This window comes from Plantactinospora sonchi, from assembly GCF_036422035.1.
Lineage (GTDB): Bacteria > Actinomycetota > Actinomycetes > Mycobacteriales > Micromonosporaceae > Plantactinospora > Plantactinospora sonchi.
Genome location: NZ_JAZGQK010000018.1, coordinates 20,957 through 40,592 on the forward strand (window position 1 = coordinate 20,957; position 19,636 = coordinate 40,592).

The following is a 19,636-nucleotide window of genomic DNA, read 5'->3' on the forward strand; positions in this document are numbered from 1 at the left end:
AGGCTTTAGCCCGATTAGTCCTAGTGCGGATCGACATTCTCAGCGTCCGGTCGCCGCCGGCGAGAGTGGCAGGATGGCGGGGTGGATCTCGTAACCCTCGACGACGTCCGGCTCGCGGCGAAGGACCTGGCCGGTGTGACGGTGCGCACCCCGTTGCTGCCCTGCCGCTGGGACGACCAGCTCTGGGTCAAGCCGGAGAGCCTGCAGCCGGTCGGCTCGTTCAAGCTGCGGGGCGCGACCCACGCGGTGGCCCGGCTCGAACCCGCCCTGCGGGCCCGGGGAGTGGTCACCCACTCCTCTGGCAACCACGGGCAGGCCCTGGCGTACGCCGCCCGGGTGCACGGCGTGCCGTGCACGGTGGTGATCCCGGAGGGCGCCCCGGCGGTCAAGGTCGACCGGGTACGCGCGCTCGGCGCCGAGATCCGCCTGGTGCCGCCGGCCGACCGGCTCGCCGTCGCCGAGGAGATCGCCGCCGAGCAGGGCAGAACGCTGATCCCGCCCTTCGACGACCGCCGGATCATCGCCGGCCAGGGCACCATCGGACTCGAAGTGGTCGAGGACCTGCCCGACGTCGACGTGGTGCTGGTCCCGGTCGGCGGTGGCGGCCTCGCCTCCGGGATCGCCACCGCGGTCAAGGCCCTGCGGCCGACGGCGAAGGTCATCGGGGTCGAGCCGGAACTCGCGGCCGACGCCCGCGACTCGCTGACCGCCGGTGAGCTGCGCGTCTGGGAGCCGGCCCGGACCTACCGGACCAGCGCGGACGGGCTGCGGACCAGCCTCTCCGAGTTGACTCTCGCGCACCTGCTGGCACGACTCGACGGCATCGTCACAGTCACGGAGGACGAGATCACGGCGGCCACCGCCCGCCTGGTCCAGCAGACCCGGCTGGTCGTCGAGCCGAGCGGCGCGGTGGCCGCCGCGGCCCGGATGTTCCACGCCGCCGGGTTGCCCGCCGGTCGTACGGTGGCGGTCGTCTCCGGTGGCAACGTCGATCCGGCGGTGCTCGCGGCGGCGGCGACCCGACCCGACGTCGAGGGATGACGGCGTACGCGGCCGGGCGTACCGCAGACGGTGTGGAGGAAACGTGAGCAGCCATCCGGCCGGGGAGCACGCCCCGGGGACAGGCAGGAAACGGGTCCATCCACTGGTTGTCGTGGCCCTCGTACTGCTGACGGTGGTCGTCGGGCTGGTCCTCTACGCCAACAGTGGACTCGACCGGTCGGGCGTCCGGGCGGCCGTCGACGCGACCGCGCAGGAGTTGGAGCAGACCCCGGTCCAGGGCCTGGGCCTCAGCGTCTTCGACATCGAGGAGGCGGCGACCACGGCCAACCGGGGCGGCGGCGGTAAATTCGCCCGCAACGCCGCCGCCGACCTGCGGGTGAAGTCGGCCGGCGAGGACTCCCGGGGGGACCTCTACGAGTTCACCAACTCCGACGGCGACCATCCGATCTGCCTGGCTGTACGGGTCGACCCCGACCCCGGCGACCAGAACCCCTCGTTCCCGCGTACGTCGGTCTCCGACGGCCCCTGCTGAGTGGTGTAAGTAAGGGCCCCCTCTTATCGCTTTTTGTAGAGGAAGGGCCCCTTCCTAACCCCCGGGCCGACGGTCCGGGCGGCCCCGCGAGGGACGTTACCTACATTGGAACCATGGTTGACCGGACCGGCGCGAGCGCCTCGGAGAAGACGTTCGACGTGCTGGAGGCGCTGGTCGAGCACAGCCGACTGGCCGACATCGCGGCGGCCACCAGGCTGCCGAAGGCCACGGTGCACCGGATCCTGCAGGTGATGGTCGAGCGCGGCCTGGCCCGTCCGGGAGGCGCCGGCGACTACTTCACCGGGCCCCGGATGCTCGCGCTCGCCGGTCGGGTGATGCACCGGCTGGACCTGCCGTCCCAGGTACGGCCGCAGTTGGAGGAGCTGCAACTGCACACCGGTCGTACCGTCCACCTGGCCCTGCTCTCCGGGGACGAGGCGGTCTACGTGGCGAAGGTCGAGGCGGGCAAGCCGTACCAGCTCGCCTCCCGGGTCGGGATGAGCCTGGACCTGCACAGTACGTCGATCGGCAAAGCGGTGCTGGCGGCGCTGGACGACGCCGTGGTGGTCGCGTTGTCGGAGCGGACCGGCCTGCCCCGGCACACCCCCCGGACGATCGTCGAGGTGGACCGGCTGCTGACCGAGCTTGCCGCCGTCCGGAGCCGGGGCTGGGCCGAGGACCACGAGGAGAACGAACCCGGGGTCTGCGCGGCCGGTGCCGCCGTGTACGACCACACCGGCCAGGTGATCGGCGGGGTCAGCGCGGCGACGCTCAGCTACGAGGCGACCCACCAGCCGTCGCACGAGGTGGGGCGGCACGTCGTGGAAACCGCCGCCCAGGTTTCCCGGGCCCTCGGCGCCCGCGCCGTGCCGGGCTGAGCCGGAACGCCACGACCTGACGGCGGCAGGTCGGCATCGTCCCGGGTGATGCCACCGAGCGGCTCCGGCTCAGCGTCGACCGTAGCGCCGGCCGGTGGGACACCGGCGGCAGCCGGGTCAGACGTTGGCCGCTGCCGGCCGGAACCGGATTTCACATCGATGAATTGTTTCGCTGAGGTTGCGTTGTTCGACGACAGGGCCAAGACTGTGACGTAGATAACTATGGAACGTCGTTCCGCCTGACGAAACAGAAGCGGAGGGCTCTGCCATGGGGCGCGGAAACGATCGGAGCCGAGCCGACGCGCCGCCCGCGACCGGCCCCTCCTGGTCCACCGTCCCGAGTTCGGGTCCGCGCGACGATCCGACGGTGGACCGCGACGACGCCGGTGCCGTACCGGTGCCGTCGACCGTCTCCGCCGACGACCTGGTCGCCGCCGCGGCACGGATCCTCGTCGCGGTGGGCACCCCGGCGTCGGCGGCCGACACGGTGGCCCGATCCCTGGTGGAATCCGATCTGGTCGGACACGACTCTCACGGCGTACGCCGGCTCGTCCCGTACGTCCAGGCGGTGCGTACCGGCCGGATCGATCCCACCGCCTCGCCCGAGGTCGAACGCCGGCACCGGGCCACTGCGGTGGTCGACGGCCGGAACGGTTTCGGTCAGCTCGCCGCCCGGCTGGCGGTCGCCGAGGCGCGCCGGCTGGCCCGGCGGTACGGCGTCGGCGTGGTCACCATCGACAACTGCAACCACATCGGACGACTCGGCGAGTACGTACAGTCGCTCGCTGAGGCCGACCTCGTCGGCCTGGCCTTCTGCAACATCAACCCGACCGTGGCGCCGTACGGCGGTCGGGAGCGGCGCCTCGGCACCAACCCGCTCGCGTGGGCCGCTCCCCGGGCACCGGAGTCACCTCCGGTGGTGGTCGACTTCGCCACCGCCGGGATCGCCGAAGGCAAGCTGGCGCTGCTGATGGCGGCCGGGGAGCGGGTCGACACCGGCCTGCTGGTCGATGTCGCCGGCGAGGATTCCACCGACCCGGGCGACTTCTACCGGGGCGGCGCGCTGCTGCCCTTCGGGGCACACAAGGGCTACGGCCTCAGCGTGATGATCGAAATCGTCGGCGGTCTGCTCTCCGGCGCCGGGATCTCCAGCCTGCCCGGTTACGCCGACACCAACGGCACGGTGCTCGTCAGCATCGACGTCGGGAACTTCCTGCCGGTCCCGCGGTTCCGCGAGCAGACCGAACGGTTCTGCCGGCTGCTCGCCGACACCGCGCCCGCCGCCGGGCACGGCCGGGGTGGCGTACTGGTGCCCGGCGAGAAGGAGGCGCGGACCCGGGCCGGGCGGATCCGCGACGGGATAGCCCTCGCCCCGGCCACCTGGCGGGACCTGGCGTTGCTGCCCGGTGGGCCGGTCCTCGACAACCCCCCGCACCCGGCCGGGTCCCGTCCGCCGGCCGACACGGTGCCACCGGCGGAAACATCCTCACCGGCCGGATCCGAGTCACCGTCCGGGACACCGTCACCGGCCGGAGCCACGACCTCACCTCGACCCCCACGCGGTGCCGACGGCGTACCGCCACCCTCCGAGGAGGACCCCGATGAACCAGCCGGTGGAACACCCGGCCCCACCTGACCGGGAGAGCGTCCCGAGCGAGCCGGAGCAGACCACTCCGGCCGAGCTGCGCCGGGTCGTGTCGGCCTCGCTGGTCGGCACCGCCCTTGAGTGGTACGACTTCTTCATCTACGGCACCGCCGCCGCACTGGTGTTCGACGAGATCTTCTTTCCGGACGCCGAGCCGGCGGTCGGCACCCTGGTCGCGTTCGCGACGTTCGGGGTGGCGTTCCTGTTCCGGCCGGTCGGCGGGTTCTTCTTCGGGCGACTCGGCGACCGGATCGGGCGACGCTCCACACTGATCATCACCACCCTGGTGATGGGCATCGCGACCGGCCTGATCGGTCTGTTGCCGACGTACGACCAGATCGGCGTCTGGGCGCCGGTGCTGCTGGTGCTGATGCGGATCTGTCAGGGGCTCGGCGCCGGTGCCGAGTTCGGGGGCGCGTCGACCCTGCTGGCCGAACACGCCCCGCCGGACCGGCGCGGCTACTACGCCTCGTACGCCCAGACCGGGGTGCAGATCGGTCTGGTGCTGGGCACGGTGTCGTTCCTGCTCGTCGGCATGCTGCCGGACGCGCAGCTGGAGTCCTGGGGTTGGCGGATCCCGTTCCTGGTCAGCTTCGCGATGATCTTCGTGACGGTGTACGTACGGCTGCGGGTCACCGAGTCGCCGGTGTTCCGACGGATGGAACGCAGCCGTACCGTCGTCTCCACCCCGATCCTGGACACCCTGCGGATGTATCCGCGCAACTTCCTGGTCGGGATCGGCGCGCACATCTGCGACACCGCCATCGTCTACATCTTCGCCACGTTCAGCGTCGCGTACCTCACCAACGAGCGGGATCAGCCCCGCTGGGTCGCGCTCACCGGGGTGATCCTGATGGGCCTGGTGGTGATCGCGGTGCAACCGGTCTACGGGGCACTCTCGGACCGGATCGGCCGCAAGCCGCTCAACCTGTTCAGTGTCGTCTTCACCGCCGCCTTCGCGTTCCCGTTCTTCTGGCTGCTCGACACCGAGGTTCCGGTACTGATCTGGCTGGCCCTGATCATCGCCGGCGGTATCGGCTTCGCCCCGATGATCGCCGTCCAACCGGCGTTCTACGCCGAACTCTTCGGCGCCGGGGTCCGCTACACCGGCTTCGCCGCCTCCCGGGAGATCGGCGCGGCGATCTCCGGGTTCTCCCCGCTCGTCGCGGCGGCACTGTTGAGCACGGCGGGCGGCTCACCCTGGCTGGTCGCGCTCTGGATCATCTTCACCGCGGTGGTCTCCCTGGTCGCCTTCCTGGCCGCCCGGGAGACCCGGACGATGGACATCGGCGCCGTGCACGCGTACCAGAAGGGACCGGACGACGGGGCGACCGCGACCCCGCCGACGGCGGAGGATCCGCTGGAGACCGCGCGATGAACCTGGAGCAGACGGTGGCGGTCGTCACCGGCGGTGGCACCGGGATCGGCCGGGCGATCAGCCTGGCCCTGGCCCGGGCCGGCGCGGAGGCCGTCGTGGTGAACTTCAACCGGTCTGCCACGGAGGCCGAGGAGACCGTCGCCGAGGTCCGGCGGTGGGCCGGGCGGTCGCGGGCGATCGCCGCCGACGTGGCCGACGACGCGGCGGTACGCGCCATGGCCGACCGGGTACGGGCCGAGTACGGCCGGGTCGACATCCTGGTCAACAACGCCGGCGGCACCCGGATGGTGGAGCACGCCGACCTGGACGGGCTGACCGACGACATCTGGCACGAGATCCTCGACGTCAACCTGCTCGGGGCCTTCCGCTGCACCCGTGCGTTCGCGCCGGCGCTACGGGCCGCGCACGGGGCGGTCGTCAACATCTCGTCCATCTCCGGCTACCGGGCCGGCGGCTCGTCCATCGCGTACGGGGTGAGCAAGGCGGCGATGCTCCAGCTCACCCGCAACCTCGCGGTGGCGCTCGGCCCGGAGGTACGGGTCAACGCGGTGGCTCCCGGAACCGTGCAGCACACCCGCTGGCAGCCCGGCCTGCACGGCGAGCAGGGCTTCGCCGAGCGGGCCGCCCGGGAACGCGAGGTCGTCCCCCTGCGCCGGACCGCCGACCCCGAGCACGTCGCGCAGGCCGTCGTCGGGCTGCTCGGGATGGACCTGGTCACCGGTGAGGCGATCGTCGTCGACGGCGGCAAGCACGTCGTCTACTGAAAGGAAGGGCCCCTTCTTATCGCTTTTTGTATAGGAAGGGGCCCTTCCTAACACCCACGGCGGTCGGGATCAGGAGAACGTGATCGAGCCGGTACGGGGCCGTCGTGTCATGGCTGACCGTCAGGCGCGCCGCCACTTCTGGTTGCTGGCGCCGGTGCACTCCCAGAGCTGCAGCTTGCCGCCGTTCGCGCTGTTTCGGTCACGTACGTCGACGCACTTGTTCGCCTGCGGGTTCACCAGGTCACCGGCGGCGCTGAGGACGAACCGCTGGGCCGCGTTGCCGTTGCAGCCGACGATCTGGATGTTGGCGCCGTTCGCGGTCGAGGCGTTCGCCACGTCCATGCACTTGCCCATCGCCCGGACGGTGCCGTCGGCGGCGAACGTCCACTGCTGGGCGGCGGTGCCGTTGCAGTCCCAGATCTGCAGCTGGGTGCCGTCGGCCGGGTTGGCTCCGGGAATGTCGATGCACCGGTTACCGAGTCCGATGATCGAACCGGCGGGGCCGGGGTTGCCGCCACCGCCCGAGTTCCACGCCCAGACCCGGACGTAGTCGATCAGCATCTGCTGCGGGAACGTGCTGGTGGCGTCGGGGTAGCCCGGCCAGTAGCCGCCGACCGCGACGTTCATGATCATGAAGAACGGGTGGTCGAATACCCAGCGGTTGCCGTTCAGGTCGGCCGGGGTCTTGCGGGCGTACTGGATGCCGTCGACGTACCAGGTGATCGAGTCGGGCGCCCAGTCGACGGCGAAGGTGTGGAAGGCGTCGGCGAACGCCTGGCCGCCGGGCAGCGTGTAGCGGGAGCTGATCGCGTTGCCGGCGGAGTAGCCGGGGCCGTGCAGGGTGCCGTAGAGGTTGCCCGGCTCACGGCCGATGTTCTCCATGATGTCGATCTCGCCCATGTCCGGCCACGGCATGCCGCCGAGCATCCAGAACGCCGGCCAGATGCCCTGGCCGCGCGGGACCTTGATCCGGGCCTCGAATCGGCCGTACGTCTGGGTGAAGGTGTTCGCGGTGAGCAGCCGGGCCGAGGTGTACTCGCAGCGGCCGTAGTGGCACTGGTAGTTGTTGGGGTTCTCCCGGCGAGCGGTGATCACCAGGTTGCCGTTGCCGTCGTGGGCGGCGTTGCTGGTGCTGTTGGTGTAGTACTGCCGTTCGTTGTTGCCCCAGCCGCCACCTCCGATGTCGTGTCTCCACTTGTTGCCGTCCGGCGCGGTGCCCGCCGCGGCGTTGAACTCGTCGCTCCAGACGAGCGCGCCGGGTTCGGCGCTGGCGGGGCTGGCCGGGGTGGTGGCCGCGAGCGCGCCGGCCAGGCCGACGCCGAGTAGCGCGAGGATGAGGGGGGTTCGTCGCGTACGCATGTAGATGGTTCTATATCACCTGATAGTTTCTGGCAAGGTTCTTAACTAAAAGTCTTGTTCGGATCGTGGAATGACAAACGGGGCTGGCGCCACGCCAGCCCCGTCGGTCGTCGGCGGAGGTCCTTCCGCTGCCGGCGGCGCGTTCAGCCCTGCGCGTCGAGCCGCGCGAGGATCCAGGCCGCGACGAAGGCCTCCTCCTTCCAGGAGTCGTAGCGGCCGCTCGGGCCGCCGTGGCCCGCGCCCATCTCGGTCTTGAGCAGGAAATCCCCGTCCGGCACGGTGGCCCGCAGCCGGGCGATCCACTTCGCCGGCTCGTGGTAGAGCACCCGGGTGTCGTTGAGGCTGGTCACCGCGAGGATCGCCGGATAGTCAACCGCCGCCACGTTCTCGTACGGCGAGTACGACTTCATGTACGCGTACACCTCGGGGTCGTCGAGCGGGTTGCCCCACTCCTCCCACTCGGTGACGGTGAGCGGCAGCGACGGGTCCAGGATCGAGTTCAGCGGGTCGACGAACGGCACCTGGGCGACGATGCCGGCGAAGGCGTCCGGCGCCAGGTTCGCCACCGCGCCCATCAGCAGCCCGCCGGCCGAACCGCCCCGGGCGACGAGCCGCGAGGGCGTGGTCCAGCCCGCCTTCACCAGGTGCCGCGCGGCGGCGACGAAGTCGGTGAAGGTGTTCTTCTTGGCCAGGAACTTGCCGGTCTCGTACCACCGCCGGCCCAGTTCGCCGCCGCCGCGTACGTGCGCGATCGCGAAGATGACGCCCCGGTCCAGCAGGGACAGTCGGGGGATGGAGAACCACGGGTCCATGCTGGCCTCGTACGACCCGTAGCCGTAGAGCACGCAGGGTGCGGAACCGTCCCGGGGCGTGCCGACCTTGCAGACCAGCGAGACCGGCACCCGGGTGCCGTCGTCGGCCAGCGCCCAGTCGCGGTGCTGCTCGTAGCCGGCCGGGTCGAAGTCGCCGAGCACCGGCTTCCGCTTGCGCAGCACCCTCTGCCGGGTGACCAGGTCGTAGTCGTAGACCGAGTCCGGCGTGATCAGCGAGGAGTAGTGGAACCGGATGGTGTTGGTCTGGTACTCCGGGTTGCTGTCCAGCCCGACGCTGTAGAGCGGCTCCGGGAAGTCGATGTCGTACGACCCGGTGCTGCCGTCCGGCAGTACCCGGATGCCGGTCAGCCCGCCGGTGCGCAGCGACACCACGATGTGGTTGGCGAAGGCGTCCACCGACTCCAGCCGGGTGCCGGGGGAGTGTTCGATCATCGGCACCCAGTCGCCGGGGGCGTCCGCCGAGGTGTACGCGAGCGCGAAGTCCTCGGCGTTGTCGTTGTGCAGGATCAGGAACCGGTGGCCGTGGTGCTCGATCGAGTACTCGACACCCTGCCGCCGGGGTGCGACGACGGCCGGTACGCCGGTCGGGTTCGCGGACGGGATGACCCGTACCTCGCTGGTGATCTTGCTGTGTGCGTCGATGACGATGAACTTCTCCGAGCGGGTCAACCCGACGCCGACCCAGAACCGCTCGTCGCTCTCCTCGTAGACGATCTCGTCGGCGGTCGCCGGGGTGCCGACGGTGTGCCGCCACACCCGGTGCGGCCGCCACGCCTCGTCCACGGTCAGGTAGAACAGGATCGAGCCGTCGGCGGACCACGCGCTGCCGTAGAAGGTGTCCGGCACCTCGTCGCCGAGCACCTCACCGGTCTGCAGGTCCTTGACCCGCAGGGTGAACCGCTCGTCGCCGTCGAAGTCGGTGGAGTAGGCCAGCCAGCGCTCGTCCGGGCTGACGTCGAAGGTGCCGAGCGCGAAGAAGTCGTGACCCTCGGCGAGCGCGTTGCCGTCGAGCAGGATCTCCTCGCCGTCCAGCGGCGCGCCGTCGGCCGGTGTCGGCGGCTCGGTCTCCCCGTCGGCGACCGCGCGCCGGCAGTGGATGCCGTACTGCTGTCCCTCGACCGTCCGGGTGTAGTACCAGTACCCGTTCTTCCGGGTCGGCACCGAGAGGTCGGTCTCCTGGGTGCGGCTCTTCGTCTCGTTGAACAGGGTCTCCCGGAGCGCGGCCAGCCCCGCCGTGCGCCGTTCGGTCCAGGCGTTCTCGGCGTTCAGGTAGGCGATCGTCTCCGGGTCGTCCTTCGCGGCGAGCCAGGCGTACTCGTCGAGCACGGTGTCGCCGTGGTGGGTGCGCTCGGAGGGCACCCGCTTGGCGACGGGGGCGGCGGTCGTCTCAGTGTTCACCCGGTCACGTTACCGTCCGGCTGGACGTCCGGCCCGGCTCAGGCGTTGTCAAAAATTAGTACACCTGTACGATGGCGGGGTGGGGGAGATTTTCGCGCGACCGGACGGTGACGAGCAGATACGCCGCCGGCTCGCCGCGATCTGCGGTGACGGTTTCGCCCGTCGTGCCGGGGCGGCCGACGAGGTGGCCGGCACCCTGGCCCGGTGGGTGGCCGCGCCGGCCGTGCCGGGTGCCGTCGCCGAGGTGGTCCGGCTCGCCGGGGAGTACGACCTCTCGGTCGTCGCCCGGGGCGCCGGCACCAAACTCGACTGGGGCGCCACACCGTCCCGGGTGGACATCGTGCTGGACACCGGGCGACTCGCCGGCGTGTGGCGCCACCCCACCGACGACAGCCTCGTCGAGATCGGCGCCGGTACCCCGGTCCGCGCGGCCGAGACGATCCTGGCCCGCGTCGGCCGTCGGCTGCCGCTCGACGTGCCGTCGGCCGGCGCGACCGTCGGTGGCATGGTCGCGGCCGGCGAGGGCGGTCCGTTGCAGCGCCTGCCCGGACCTCCCGGTGAACACCTGGTCGGGGTCGGTTACGTCGACGCCGCCGGGACACTCGGCCACACCGGGCTGACCGGGGAGCCGCCCGCCCTGGCCGAGCGGGCCGATCCGGAGCTGACCCGGCTGCTCTGCGGCTCGCAGGGCGCACTCGGCGTACTGGTCTCGGCGTTCCTGCGGGTGCAGCCGATCCCGGAACGCCGGGCCTGGGTGACCCGCTCGGTGTGGACCCCGCTGGAGATGCACGACCTGGTCCGCCAGATCCTCGCCACCGGGCTGGCGCCGACCGCGATCGAGGTGGACCTGCCGGCGGGCGAACCGACCCGGCCGACCGTCGCCCGCCGCACCGGCGGATCCCGGGGACATCCACCGCCCGACCATCCCGCCGGGTCCGCCCGACGGGCACGTCCGGCCGGCCGGGGTTCCGGCTCCCTCGCCGTCCTTCTCGAAGGCGGCGCCGCCGACGTCTCCGGACGGGTGTCGAAACTCAGCCAACTGCTCGGTGGCGACGTCCGTGCCGACGACAACGCGCCGACCTGGTGGCGACGTTATCCGTTCCACCCCGACGAGATCGCCCTGCGCATCGAGGTGCCCGCCGGCGACCTGCACGCCGCCATCTACGCGCTGCGGGACGCGGCCGGGGTGCCGGTGCCGGTCCGTGGCTCGGCCGGGCTCGGCGTCGTGCACGCCGCGTTGCCGGCCACCACCCCGCCCGAGCAGGTCGCCGCCATCCTGACCGGGGTACGCGCCGTCCTGTCCGCCCGCGCCGGGCGCTGTCTGGTGGTGGCCGCGCCCGCACCGGTCCGGTCGGCGGTCGACCTCTGGGGCGAGGTGCCCGAGCTTCCGCTGCTGCGTCGGCTCAAGCAGCGCTACGACCCGGCCCGTCGGCTCGCGCCCGGCCGCTACCCGGGCGGGCTCTGACCCCGGCCGACCCGGATCTCCTGCCGCCCAGCGGCGTCGGCCGAGCCGCGCCGCCGAGCGGATTTCCTTCCGGCCAGCGGCGTCCCGGCCGAGCCGGGCCGGCCGTCCGGCCCGGGGTGGTCAGACCAGCGCGTCGTTGCGCAGCACCAGGATCGCGATGTCGTCCCGGGGCGACTCGGCGGAGAAACCGATCACCACCGAGCGGAGCCGGGCCGCCACCACCTCGGCCGAGTAGCCGGCCAGCGGGGTCGCCGCGTCACGCAGGCGTTCGAGGCCGAAGAGCTCCCGGCCGCGTCGGCGCTCGGTCACCCCGTCGGTGTAGAACACCAGCGCGTCCCCGGGCGCCAACCGGATGTCCGCCACCGGGGAGGCGATCGTGTCGAGCAGCCCGAGCGCCGTACCGCCGGCACCCACGAACGAGGCCTGTCCGTCACCGTCGAGCTTCAGCGGCCGGTCGTGACCGGCCAGGTGCAGTGCCACCTGCAGGTGACCGCCCGGCTCCCGGCGTACCGCGGCCAGGGCCAGCGTGCAGTACCGGCCGCCGCCCCGGTCGACCAGCGTGCCGTTGAGCCGGGTCAACGCCTCCGGCAGCGGCCGGCCGTCCCCGGCCAGCACCCGGAGCACGTCCCGGACCAGGCCGGTCACCGTCGCCGCCTGGACCCCCTTGCCGGAGACGTCGCCGACCGCCACCAGCCAGCGGTCCTCGGAGAGTGGCACCACGTCGTAGAAGTCGCCGCCGACGTCGGCGGCGTCCCCGGTCGGGACGTACTCGGCGCCGAAGCCGATGCCGTCGACCACCGGCAGGACCGGCGGCAGCAGGGACTGCTGGAGGGTCTGTGCGACCTTGCGCCGCTCGTCGTGGATCCGGGCGTTCTCGATGGCCAGCGCGGCGCGCCGGGCCACGTCCTCCAGCACCGCGATCTCGTCGGGGTCGTGCCGGTGCCGTTGGTGGCGACCGACGGCCAGAGTGCCGAGCCGCTGTCCCCGGGCGACCAGCGGTACGGCGATGCCGTCCAGCGGCGGTCCGATCGGGATCTGACCCGGGCCGCGTACCGCCTCACGCAACCGGGCCTGCACCGATTCGGCGCTCTCGTCCTGCAGCGTCTTGTGCAGCTCGGGCAACAGTGCCTCGTCGGCGTGGATGGCCGCCGCCAGCCGCAGCCGGCCCCACTCGTCGACGGTGTGCACCGCGCACCACTGACCCAACCGGGGCACCACGAGCTGCGGGACGAGCGCCATCGTCAGGTCGACGTCGAGCGACTGGGCGAGCAGCTCACTGGCCTCGGCGAGGAAGGTGAGCCAGGTCTGCCGGCGCAGGTCGGCCCGGCGCAACCGGTCGTTCTCCAGGTGCAGGGAGAGCCGTTCGGCGACCAGTGCGGCGAGCGGGCGGGCGTAACCGGAGGGGGCCGCGTCCAGCTCCAGCTCCCCGGCGTACGGCCGGTGCACGGTGAGCGGCACCCGGAGCAGTTCGTCGCCGGGCCGGGGCTGCCGGCCGTACCGGGCGAGGAGCTGCCAGCCGGCGCCGTCGCCCCGGTCGAGGCGTACCGCGCCGCCGGCCGCCCCGACCATGTCGCCGACCCGGACCAGCAGGTCGGCGGCGAAGGTGGGGAGCGGGTCGTCGGCGTACGGGTCGGGAGCGGTCTGCATCAGGGCGCTCATCGCGCCGGCGCTCGGCGCGGACGGGGCGGCCGGTCGCGGGGCGACGGGGGCGTTGGGTACCGGTACGCCCCGGCCCGGCTCGTGTGGTCCGGCGTCCGGGCGGTCGTTCCCCTTGCGGTCCAGGCGGAACCAGACGCCCTTGCCGCTGGCCTGGTGGGTGGTACCCCAGCGGCTGGCGAAGTGGTCGACCAGGAGCAGGCCCCGGCCGCGCTCCGACACCTGGGAGATGTCGGTCAGGTCGTTGCGGGGGCGGGCGGTGACGTCGTCGATCGGCCCGGCGGCGAAGTCGGAGACGGTGACGGTGAGTCCGGAACCGTCCGCGACGACCTCGATGTCCAGCTCGGTGCGGGCGTGTTCGACGGCGTTGGTGGAGAGTTCGGTGGTGAGCAGCAGCGCCTCGTTCAGCAGCTCGTCGAGGCCCGCCTCGGCCAGCACCGATCGGACCAGGGCGCGGGCCGCCGCCGGGGTACGGCGGTCGGCGGGCAGCCGAACGCGGCGTACCTGGTCGTCCGCGCCGCCGGTCACGGTGCCGTCCGTCTCCGCTGACACTCTGTCGACTCCTCCACCAGCCGGATTCGAGATCCAAGCAACACTATCCGGGCAAGGTGACTCACCCCAGCTTGCGGCCTCGACCGGCCGGAACCCGGGCCGCGCTAGGCTGAAGGATGCCCCAACCGCTCCTTATGTCCCCTTTGTTGACTTCTGTTGCCTCGGGTCGGGATCGACGATCGACGCGCGCCGCAGGGTGGCATCTGTCCCGCGAAAGGCACAATGATGGGGGCGTCGCGTCGGAGCGGAGCCGCGGAGGCGCCTCGGAGATGCGGCCGGGACCATCGAGTGGGCGCCGACTGGCGTGGGTCGCCCACCTGCCATCACACCTGAGCGAGGGACGATGACCACGGCGAACCAACTGTCTGCCGCTGAGCGATCCGGCGCTGAGGACGCGGTGCTGCTCGGCGAACTCGCCGAGGCGCTGCGGCGGGTCCGCCGGGGCGACTTCAAGGTACGCCTGCCGCGTCGGACCGGCGCCGCGGGCGAGGTGGCCGACGCCTTCAACGAGGTGGTGTCGCTGCAGGAGCGGCAGCATCTCGACCTCCGCCGGATCAGCCGGATCGTCGGCCGGGACGGCCGGCTCACCGAGCGGCTGGACGAGGAGGGCATGGAGGGTGCCTGGTCGGAGGGGCAGCGGGCGATCAACTCGCTCATCGACGACCTCGGCCGACCGACCACCGAGATCGCCCGGGTCATCGTCGCGGTCGCCGACGGCGACCTCTCCCAGCACATGGATCTGGAGATCGACGGGCGACCGCTGCGGGGCGAGTTCCTCCGGATCGGCCGCACCGTGAACACGATGGTCGACCAGCTCTCGTCGTTCTCCAACGAGGTGACCCGGGTGGCCCGGGAGGTCGGCACCGAGGGTGAGCTGGGCGGGCAGGCCGACGTACGCGGCGTCGCCGGCACCTGGAAGGACCTCACCGACTCGGTGAACACCATGGCGTCGAACCTGACCTACCAGGTGCGGTCGATCTCCCAGGTGACCACGGCGATGGCCCGGGGCGACCTGTCGCAGAAGATCACCGTCTCCGCCAAGGGTGAGGTCGCCGAGCTGGCGCACACCATCAACGGGTTGACCGACACCCTGCGGCTCTTCGCCGAGCAGGTGACCCGGGTGGCCCGTGAGGTCGGCACCGAGGGCAAGCTCGGCGGCCAGGCCCAGGTGCCGAACGTCGCCGGGACCTGGAAGGACCTGACCGACAGCGTCAACTCGATGGCGTCGAACCTGACCGCCCAGGTGCGGAACATCGCCCAGGTCTCCACGGCGGTGGCCCGGGGCGATCTGTCGCAGAAGATCACGGTGGCCGCGCAGGGCGAGATCCTGGAGCTGAAGGACACCGTCAACACGATGGTGGACCAGCTGTCGTCGTTCGCCGACGAGGTGACCCGGGTGGCCCGCGAGGTGGGCATCGAGGGCAAGCTCGGCGGCCAGGCCCAGGTACGCGGGGTCTCCGGCACCTGGCGCGCGCTGACCGAGAACGTGAACCAGCTCGCCGGCAACCTGACCTCGCAGGTCCGGAACATCTCCCAGGTCTCCACGGCGGTGGCGAAGGGTGACCTGTCGCAGAAGATCACGGTCGACGCCCAGGGCGAGATCCTGGAGCTGAAGTCGACGGTGAACACGATGGTGGACCAGCTCTCGTCGTTCGCCGACGAGGTGACCCGGGTGGCCCGGGAGGTCGGTACCGAGGGCAAGCTCGGCGGCCAGGCGGAGGTGAAGGGGGTCTCCGGTACCTGGCGGGACCTGACCGACAACGTGAACTCGATGGCGTCGAACCTGACCGCCCAGGTCCGGAACATCGCTTCGGTGACCACCGCGGTGGCCAAGGGTGACCTGTCGCAGAAGATCACCGTGGACGCCCGGGGCGAGATCCTGGAGCTGAAGTCGACGGTGAACACGATGGTGGACCAGCTCTCGTCGTTCGCCGACGAGGTGACCCGGGTGGCCCGGGAGGTGGGCACCGAGGGCAAGCTCGGCGGCCAGGCCCAGGTACGCGGGGTGGCCGGTACCTGGCGGGACCTGACCGACAACGTGAACTCGATGGCGTCGAACCTGACCGCGCAGGTCCGCAACATCGCCCAGGTCTCCACGGCGGTGGCGCGGGGCGACCTGTCGCAGAAGATCACCGTGGACGCGCAGGGCGAGATCCTGGAACTCAAGCAGACCGTGAACACCATGGTCGACCAGCTCTCGTCCTTCGCCGACGAGGTGACCCGGGTGGCCCGGGAGGTGGGCACCGAGGGCAAGCTCGGCGGTCAGGCCCAGGTGAAGGGCGTCTCCGGCACCTGGCGCGACCTGACCGACAACGTGAACTCGATGGCCTCGAACCTCACCTCCCAGGTGCGGAACATCGCCTCGGTCACCACGGCCGTGGCGAAGGGTGACCTGTCGCAGAAGGTCACCGTGGACGCCCGGGGCGAGATCCTGGAGCTGAAGGGCACCGTCAACACGATGGTGGACCAGCTCTCCTCGTTCGCCCAGGAGCTGACCCGGGTCGGCCGGGAGGTCGGCGTCGAGGGCAAGCTCGGCGGTCAGGCCCAGGTGAAGGGCGTTTCGGGTACCTGGCGGGACATCACCGAGAACGTCAACCAGCTCGCCTCCACCCTGACCACCCAGCTCCGGGCGATCGCCCAGGTCTCCACGGCGGTCACCACCGGCGACCTGACCCAGCGGATCGCCGTACAGGCGCAGGGCGAGGTCGCCGAGCTGAAGGACAACATCAACCAGATGATCGTCACCCTGCGGGAGACCACCAAGAAGAACGCCGAGCAGGGCTGGCTCGACTCGAACCTGGCCCGGATCGGCGGTCTGCTGCAGGGCCAGCGGGATCTCGGCGAGGTCTGCCGCATGATCATGACCGAGGTGACACCGCTGGTCGACGCCCAGCTCGGCGCGTTCTTCCTCGCCGACACCAGCGACGAGGCGGCGATGCGGCTCCGGCTGACCGCGTCGTACGGCTACGTCGCCCGGCACCACGACGTCACGTTCGGCCCCGGTGAAGGGCTGGTCGGCCAGGCCGCGCTCTCCCGGCGCACCATCCGGCTCGGCGCACCCCGGGACGGCAGCCTGACGCTCCGCTCCGGACTGGCCGCCACCGCCCCCGCCGACCTGGTCGTGCTCCCGGTCCTCTTCGAGGGCGAACTGCTCGGCGTGATCGAGTTCGCCAGCGTGTCACCCTTCTCCGACCTGCACCTGTCGTTCCTGGAGCGGCTGGTGCTCACCATCGGCATCGCGGTGAACACCATCCAGGCCAACCGGCGTACCGAGGAACTCCTCGCCCAGTCCCAGCGGCTCGCCCACGAGCTGCAGGAACAGTCCGCCGAACTGCAGCGGACCAACGCCGAACTGGAGGACAAGGCGAAACTGCTCTCCGAGCAGAAGGGCAACATCGAGACCAAGAACCGGGAGATCGAACTGGCCCGGATCGGTCTGGAGGACAAGGCCCAGCAGTTGGCCCGCGCCTCGGCGTACAAGTCGGAGTTCCTGGCCAACATGAGCCACGAACTGCGTACCCCGCTCAACTCGCTGCTGCTGCTGGCCCGGCTGCTCGCCGACAACTCGGAGCAGAATCTGAGCGAGAAGCAGATCGAGTTCGCCCGGACCATCCACAGCGCCGGCTCCGACCTGCTCTCGCTGATCGACGACATCCTCGACCTGTCCAAGATCGAGGCGGGCCGGATGGACGTCACCCCGGCCGAGGTGCGGTTCTCCGAGATCCGCGGCTACGTCGAGCAGGCGTTCGCGCCACAGGCGGAGGAGAAGGGCCTGGACTTCCAGGTCCGCGTCTCCAAGGAACTGTCGCCGAGCGTGGTCACCGACCCCCAGCGTCTGCAGCAGATCCTCCGGAACCTGCTCTCCAACGCGGTCAAGTTCACCGACAACGGTGCGGTCACGCTGCGGATCGGTCCGGCCTCGGCGCCGGAGGGCAGCTTCACCGACGTACCGGCGCTGGCCGCCGCCCGGCAGGTGGTCGCGTTCACCGTCATCGACACCGGGATCGGCATCTCCGACGACAAACTCGGGTTGATCTTCGAGGCGTTCCAGCAGGCCGACGGCACCACCAGCCGGCGGTACGGCGGCACCGGCCTCGGGCTGTCGATCAGCCGGGACCTGGCGCGGCTGATCGGCGGCACCATCACCGTCTCGTCGGCACCCGGGCAGGGCTCGACGTTCACCCTCTTCGTACCGGACGTGCTGACGCCGGACGCGGTGGTGACCCCACCACCGGTACCGCTGCCGGCCGCGCGGGTGACCCCCGCCGGCACGCCGCCGATGCTGCGGGTCCCCACCGAGCCCGACCGGCCGGTCTCGCCGGCCTCCCGGCAGCTCGACGGCGCCACCGTGCTGATCATCGACGACGACGTCCGCAACGTCTTCGCCCTGACCAGCGCGTTGGAGCTGCACGGCATGACCGTGCTCTACTCGGACAACGGGGTGGACGGGGTACGCCTGCTGGCCGAGCATCCGGAGGTGGACATCGTGCTGATGGACGCGATGATGCCGGACCAGGACGGGTACGAGACGACCCGGGCGATCCGCCGCAACCACCGGTTCACCGACCTGCCGGTGGTCTTCCTGACCGCCAAGGCGATGCCCGGCGACCGGGAGTCGGCGCTGGGCGCCGGAGCGAGTGACTACATCACCAAGCCGGTGGACCTGGACGAACTGATCGAGCTGATGGCGTCCTGGGTGCACGGGGACGGACGGGACACCGCCGGGCCCGGGGCGGGCAACGAGGGGACGATTCGGTGAGCGAGCTGGCCAAAGCCCTGCTGGTCGACGACCGGCGGGAGAACCTGATGGCGCTCGAGGCCATTCTGCAGGGCCTGCCGGTGCAGCCGGTCGCGGTGGAGAGCGGGGAGGCCGCGCTCAAGCAACTCCTGGTGGAGGACTTCGCGGTCATCCTGCTGGACGCCCAGATGCCGGACATGGACGGGTTCGAGACCGCCAGCCACATCAAGCGGCGGGAGCGTACCCGGCACGTGCCGATCATCTTCCTCACCGCCGCCGACCGGGACGCCCAACTCGCCCTCCGGGGGTACGCGGTCGGCGCGGTCGACTATCTGACCAAGCCGTTCGACCCCTGGGTACTACGGGCCAAGGTGTCGGTCTTCGTCGAGCTGTGGGTCAAGACCCGGCAGCTCGCCGCGCAGTCCGTACTGGTCCGGGAGCGGGACGCCCAGTGGCGGGGGTTGACCGAGGCGGTCGACGAGGCGGTGTCCCTGTTGCGGTCGGACGATCCGCAGGGGCGGGACCGCGCGGTGGAGGTGCTGGAGGAAGCCCGCTGGGGCGCGGTCGCCTGACGCCTGCGCTCGTGTGCCGGGGTGAGGAGTGGGTTGGGGCCGGCCTCCCCGCTCTGGGCGGTCAGGCTTGATCCCGAAGCGGGCAGGCCGGCCCCCAACCCCGCTCGGGGTCGCGCGCCGCGTGGAGGCTTCGGCCTCAGGCCGGCTCAGGCCGGTACGACAACCAGCTCCGGGACGACCGCCCTGAACGGGTCAAGCCTCGTACGGGTCAGCCGGTGGCCTGCTCGTTGCGGATCATCAGGGCGGAGCGGAGCCCGGTGATGTCCAGCACCCGCAGGAGGAAGTCGCCGACGTTGGTCAGCATCAGCAGACTCTGCGCGTGACTGGCCTTGCGACTCAGCACCACCAGGGTGCCGAGTCCCTGCGAGTCGCAGAAGGTGACCTCGGCCAGGTCGAGAACGATCCGGGACGGTGCGTCGTTGAGCACCTCGTTGACGACACTCGACAGCCTGCCGGCGGTGAGCATGTCGATCTCGCCGCCGAGGTGGAGGATCACCTCGTCGGGATTCCGCTGCACCGCGATGCTCAGCTCCGCACGGTTCACCCGATCAGCCTATCGCGACCTGGCCGAACCGGCCTGTTGGTGACCCGGCTGGTCCCGTCCGCTATGCGGTCACCTGTCCGAACCGGTGGCGCCCTTTTGGGGTCGAACCGGACGGGCGCCCACCGAATGTGGGGCTCCCCGAGGTGGGCTGCGACGTCGTCCAGGCGCGGTGGAACCACCCAACCGACGCCGAACCGGACAGGTCCGCGCGGAGATCAACCACGGCAGGGGTTGGGGGCGGATCGCCCGCGACGGGATCAAGCCTGACCGCCCAGAGCGGGTGATCCGCCCCCAACCCCCGACCGTGACCACCTGGACGC

At 71.2% G+C, this 19,636-nt stretch carries 13 protein-coding genes; 9 read left to right on the plus strand and 4 right to left on the minus strand.

From position 1 onward, the window contains the following. The first annotated feature begins 81 nt into the window (after positions 1 to 81). The 6 genes from V1633_RS21835 to V1633_RS21860 all read left to right on the plus strand — a co-directional run bounded on the left by V1633_RS21835 (position 82) and on the right by V1633_RS21860 (position 6,199). Positions 82 to 1,041 (plus strand): threonine ammonia-lyase, encoded by a 960-nt coding sequence (locus tag V1633_RS21835; RefSeq protein WP_331216240.1) that lies wholly within the window; start codon positions 82 to 84, stop codon positions 1,039 to 1,041. A gap of 43 nt (positions 1,042 to 1,084) precedes the next feature. Then, positions 1,085 to 1,534, plus strand: coding sequence for a hypothetical protein (locus V1633_RS21840; protein ID WP_331216241.1), 450 nt, complete (start codon positions 1,085 to 1,087; stop codon positions 1,532 to 1,534). A 113-nt stretch (positions 1,535 to 1,647) separates the two neighbouring features. Beyond that, positions 1,648 to 2,412, plus strand: a complete 765-nt coding sequence (locus V1633_RS21845) for an IclR family transcriptional regulator (protein WP_331216242.1) — start codon at positions 1,648 to 1,650, stop codon at positions 2,410 to 2,412. Between the two features lie 367 nt (positions 2,413 to 2,779). Beyond that, complete coding sequence (locus tag V1633_RS21850) at positions 2,780 to 4,048, plus strand: Ldh family oxidoreductase (protein ID WP_331216243.1); 1,269 nt, start codon at positions 2,780 to 2,782, stop codon at positions 4,046 to 4,048. After that, positions 4,014 to 5,435 (plus strand): MFS transporter, encoded by a 1,422-nt coding sequence (locus V1633_RS21855; protein ID WP_331216244.1) that lies wholly within the window; start codon positions 4,014 to 4,016, stop codon positions 5,433 to 5,435. Before V1633_RS21850 ends, V1633_RS21855 begins: the two co-directional genes overlap by 35 nt. Further along, the gene (locus V1633_RS21860; protein ID WP_331216245.1) at positions 5,432 to 6,199 is read left to right on the plus strand and encodes an SDR family NAD(P)-dependent oxidoreductase; all 768 of its coding nucleotides are present in this window, start codon (positions 5,432 to 5,434) and stop codon (positions 6,197 to 6,199) included. Before V1633_RS21855 ends, V1633_RS21860 begins: the two co-directional genes overlap by 4 nt. A gap of 120 nt (positions 6,200 to 6,319) precedes the next feature. On the opposite strand, the gene V1633_RS21865 is transcribed toward V1633_RS21860, so the two are convergent. Continuing rightward, positions 6,320 to 7,558: a family 16 glycosylhydrolase gene (locus tag V1633_RS21865; RefSeq protein ID WP_331216246.1), complete on the minus strand. Its 1,239-nt coding sequence runs from the start codon at positions 7,556 to 7,558 to the stop codon at positions 6,320 to 6,322. A gap of 143 nt (positions 7,559 to 7,701) precedes the next feature. Next, positions 7,702 to 9,789, minus strand: a complete 2,088-nt coding sequence (locus V1633_RS21870; RefSeq protein ID WP_331216247.1) for a S9 family peptidase — start codon at positions 9,787 to 9,789, stop codon at positions 7,702 to 7,704. 79 nt (positions 9,790 to 9,868) lie between these two features. Between V1633_RS21870 and V1633_RS21875 the strand changes: the two genes are divergently transcribed. After that, positions 9,869 to 11,254 carry an FAD-binding oxidoreductase gene (locus V1633_RS21875; RefSeq protein ID WP_331216248.1) on the plus strand — a complete coding sequence of 462 codons (1,386 nt, stop codon included), beginning with the start codon at positions 9,869 to 9,871 and terminating at the stop codon, positions 11,252 to 11,254. Between the two features lie 120 nt (positions 11,255 to 11,374). Here V1633_RS21875 and V1633_RS21880 read toward each other — a convergent pair whose 3' ends face one another. Continuing rightward, on the minus strand, positions 11,375 to 13,462 hold the full coding sequence (locus V1633_RS21880; RefSeq protein ID WP_331216249.1) for a SpoIIE family protein phosphatase: 2,088 nt from the start codon (positions 13,460 to 13,462) through the stop codon (positions 11,375 to 11,377). Between the two features lie 343 nt (positions 13,463 to 13,805). Here V1633_RS21880 and V1633_RS21885 point away from each other — a divergent pair, with 343 nt between their 5' ends. Continuing rightward, positions 13,806 to 18,221 (plus strand): HAMP domain-containing protein, encoded by a 4,416-nt coding sequence (locus tag V1633_RS21885; protein ID WP_331216250.1) that lies wholly within the window; start codon positions 13,806 to 13,808, stop codon positions 18,219 to 18,221. Beyond that, entirely contained in the window at positions 18,218 to 18,772 is a 555-nt protein-coding gene (locus V1633_RS21890; protein WP_331216251.1) for a response regulator, read from the plus strand. Before V1633_RS21885 ends, V1633_RS21890 begins: the two co-directional genes overlap by 4 nt. 208 nt (positions 18,773 to 18,980) lie before the next feature. On the opposite strand, the gene V1633_RS21895 is transcribed toward V1633_RS21890, so the two are convergent. Further along, positions 18,981 to 19,316 carry an STAS domain-containing protein gene (locus V1633_RS21895; protein ID WP_331216252.1) on the minus strand — a complete coding sequence of 112 codons (336 nt, stop codon included), beginning with the start codon at positions 19,314 to 19,316 and terminating at the stop codon, positions 18,981 to 18,983. Positions 19,317 to 19,636 lie beyond the last annotated feature (320 nt).

Coding starts and splice junctions, on each gene's coding strand:
- V1633_RS21885 (WP_331216250.1), top strand. CDS start 13,806: ATGACCACGGCGAACCAACTGTCTGCCGCTGAGCGATCCGGCGCTGAG.
- V1633_RS21865 (WP_331216246.1), bottom strand. CDS start 7,558: ATGCGTACGCGACGAACCCCCCTCATCCTCGCGCTACTCGGCGTCGGC.
- V1633_RS21845 (WP_331216242.1), top strand. CDS start 1,648: ATGGTTGACCGGACCGGCGCGAGCGCCTCGGAGAAGACGTTCGACGTG.
- V1633_RS21855 (WP_331216244.1), top strand. CDS start 4,014: ATGAACCAGCCGGTGGAACACCCGGCCCCACCTGACCGGGAGAGCGTC.
- V1633_RS21860 (WP_331216245.1), top strand. CDS start 5,432: ATGAACCTGGAGCAGACGGTGGCGGTCGTCACCGGCGGTGGCACCGGG.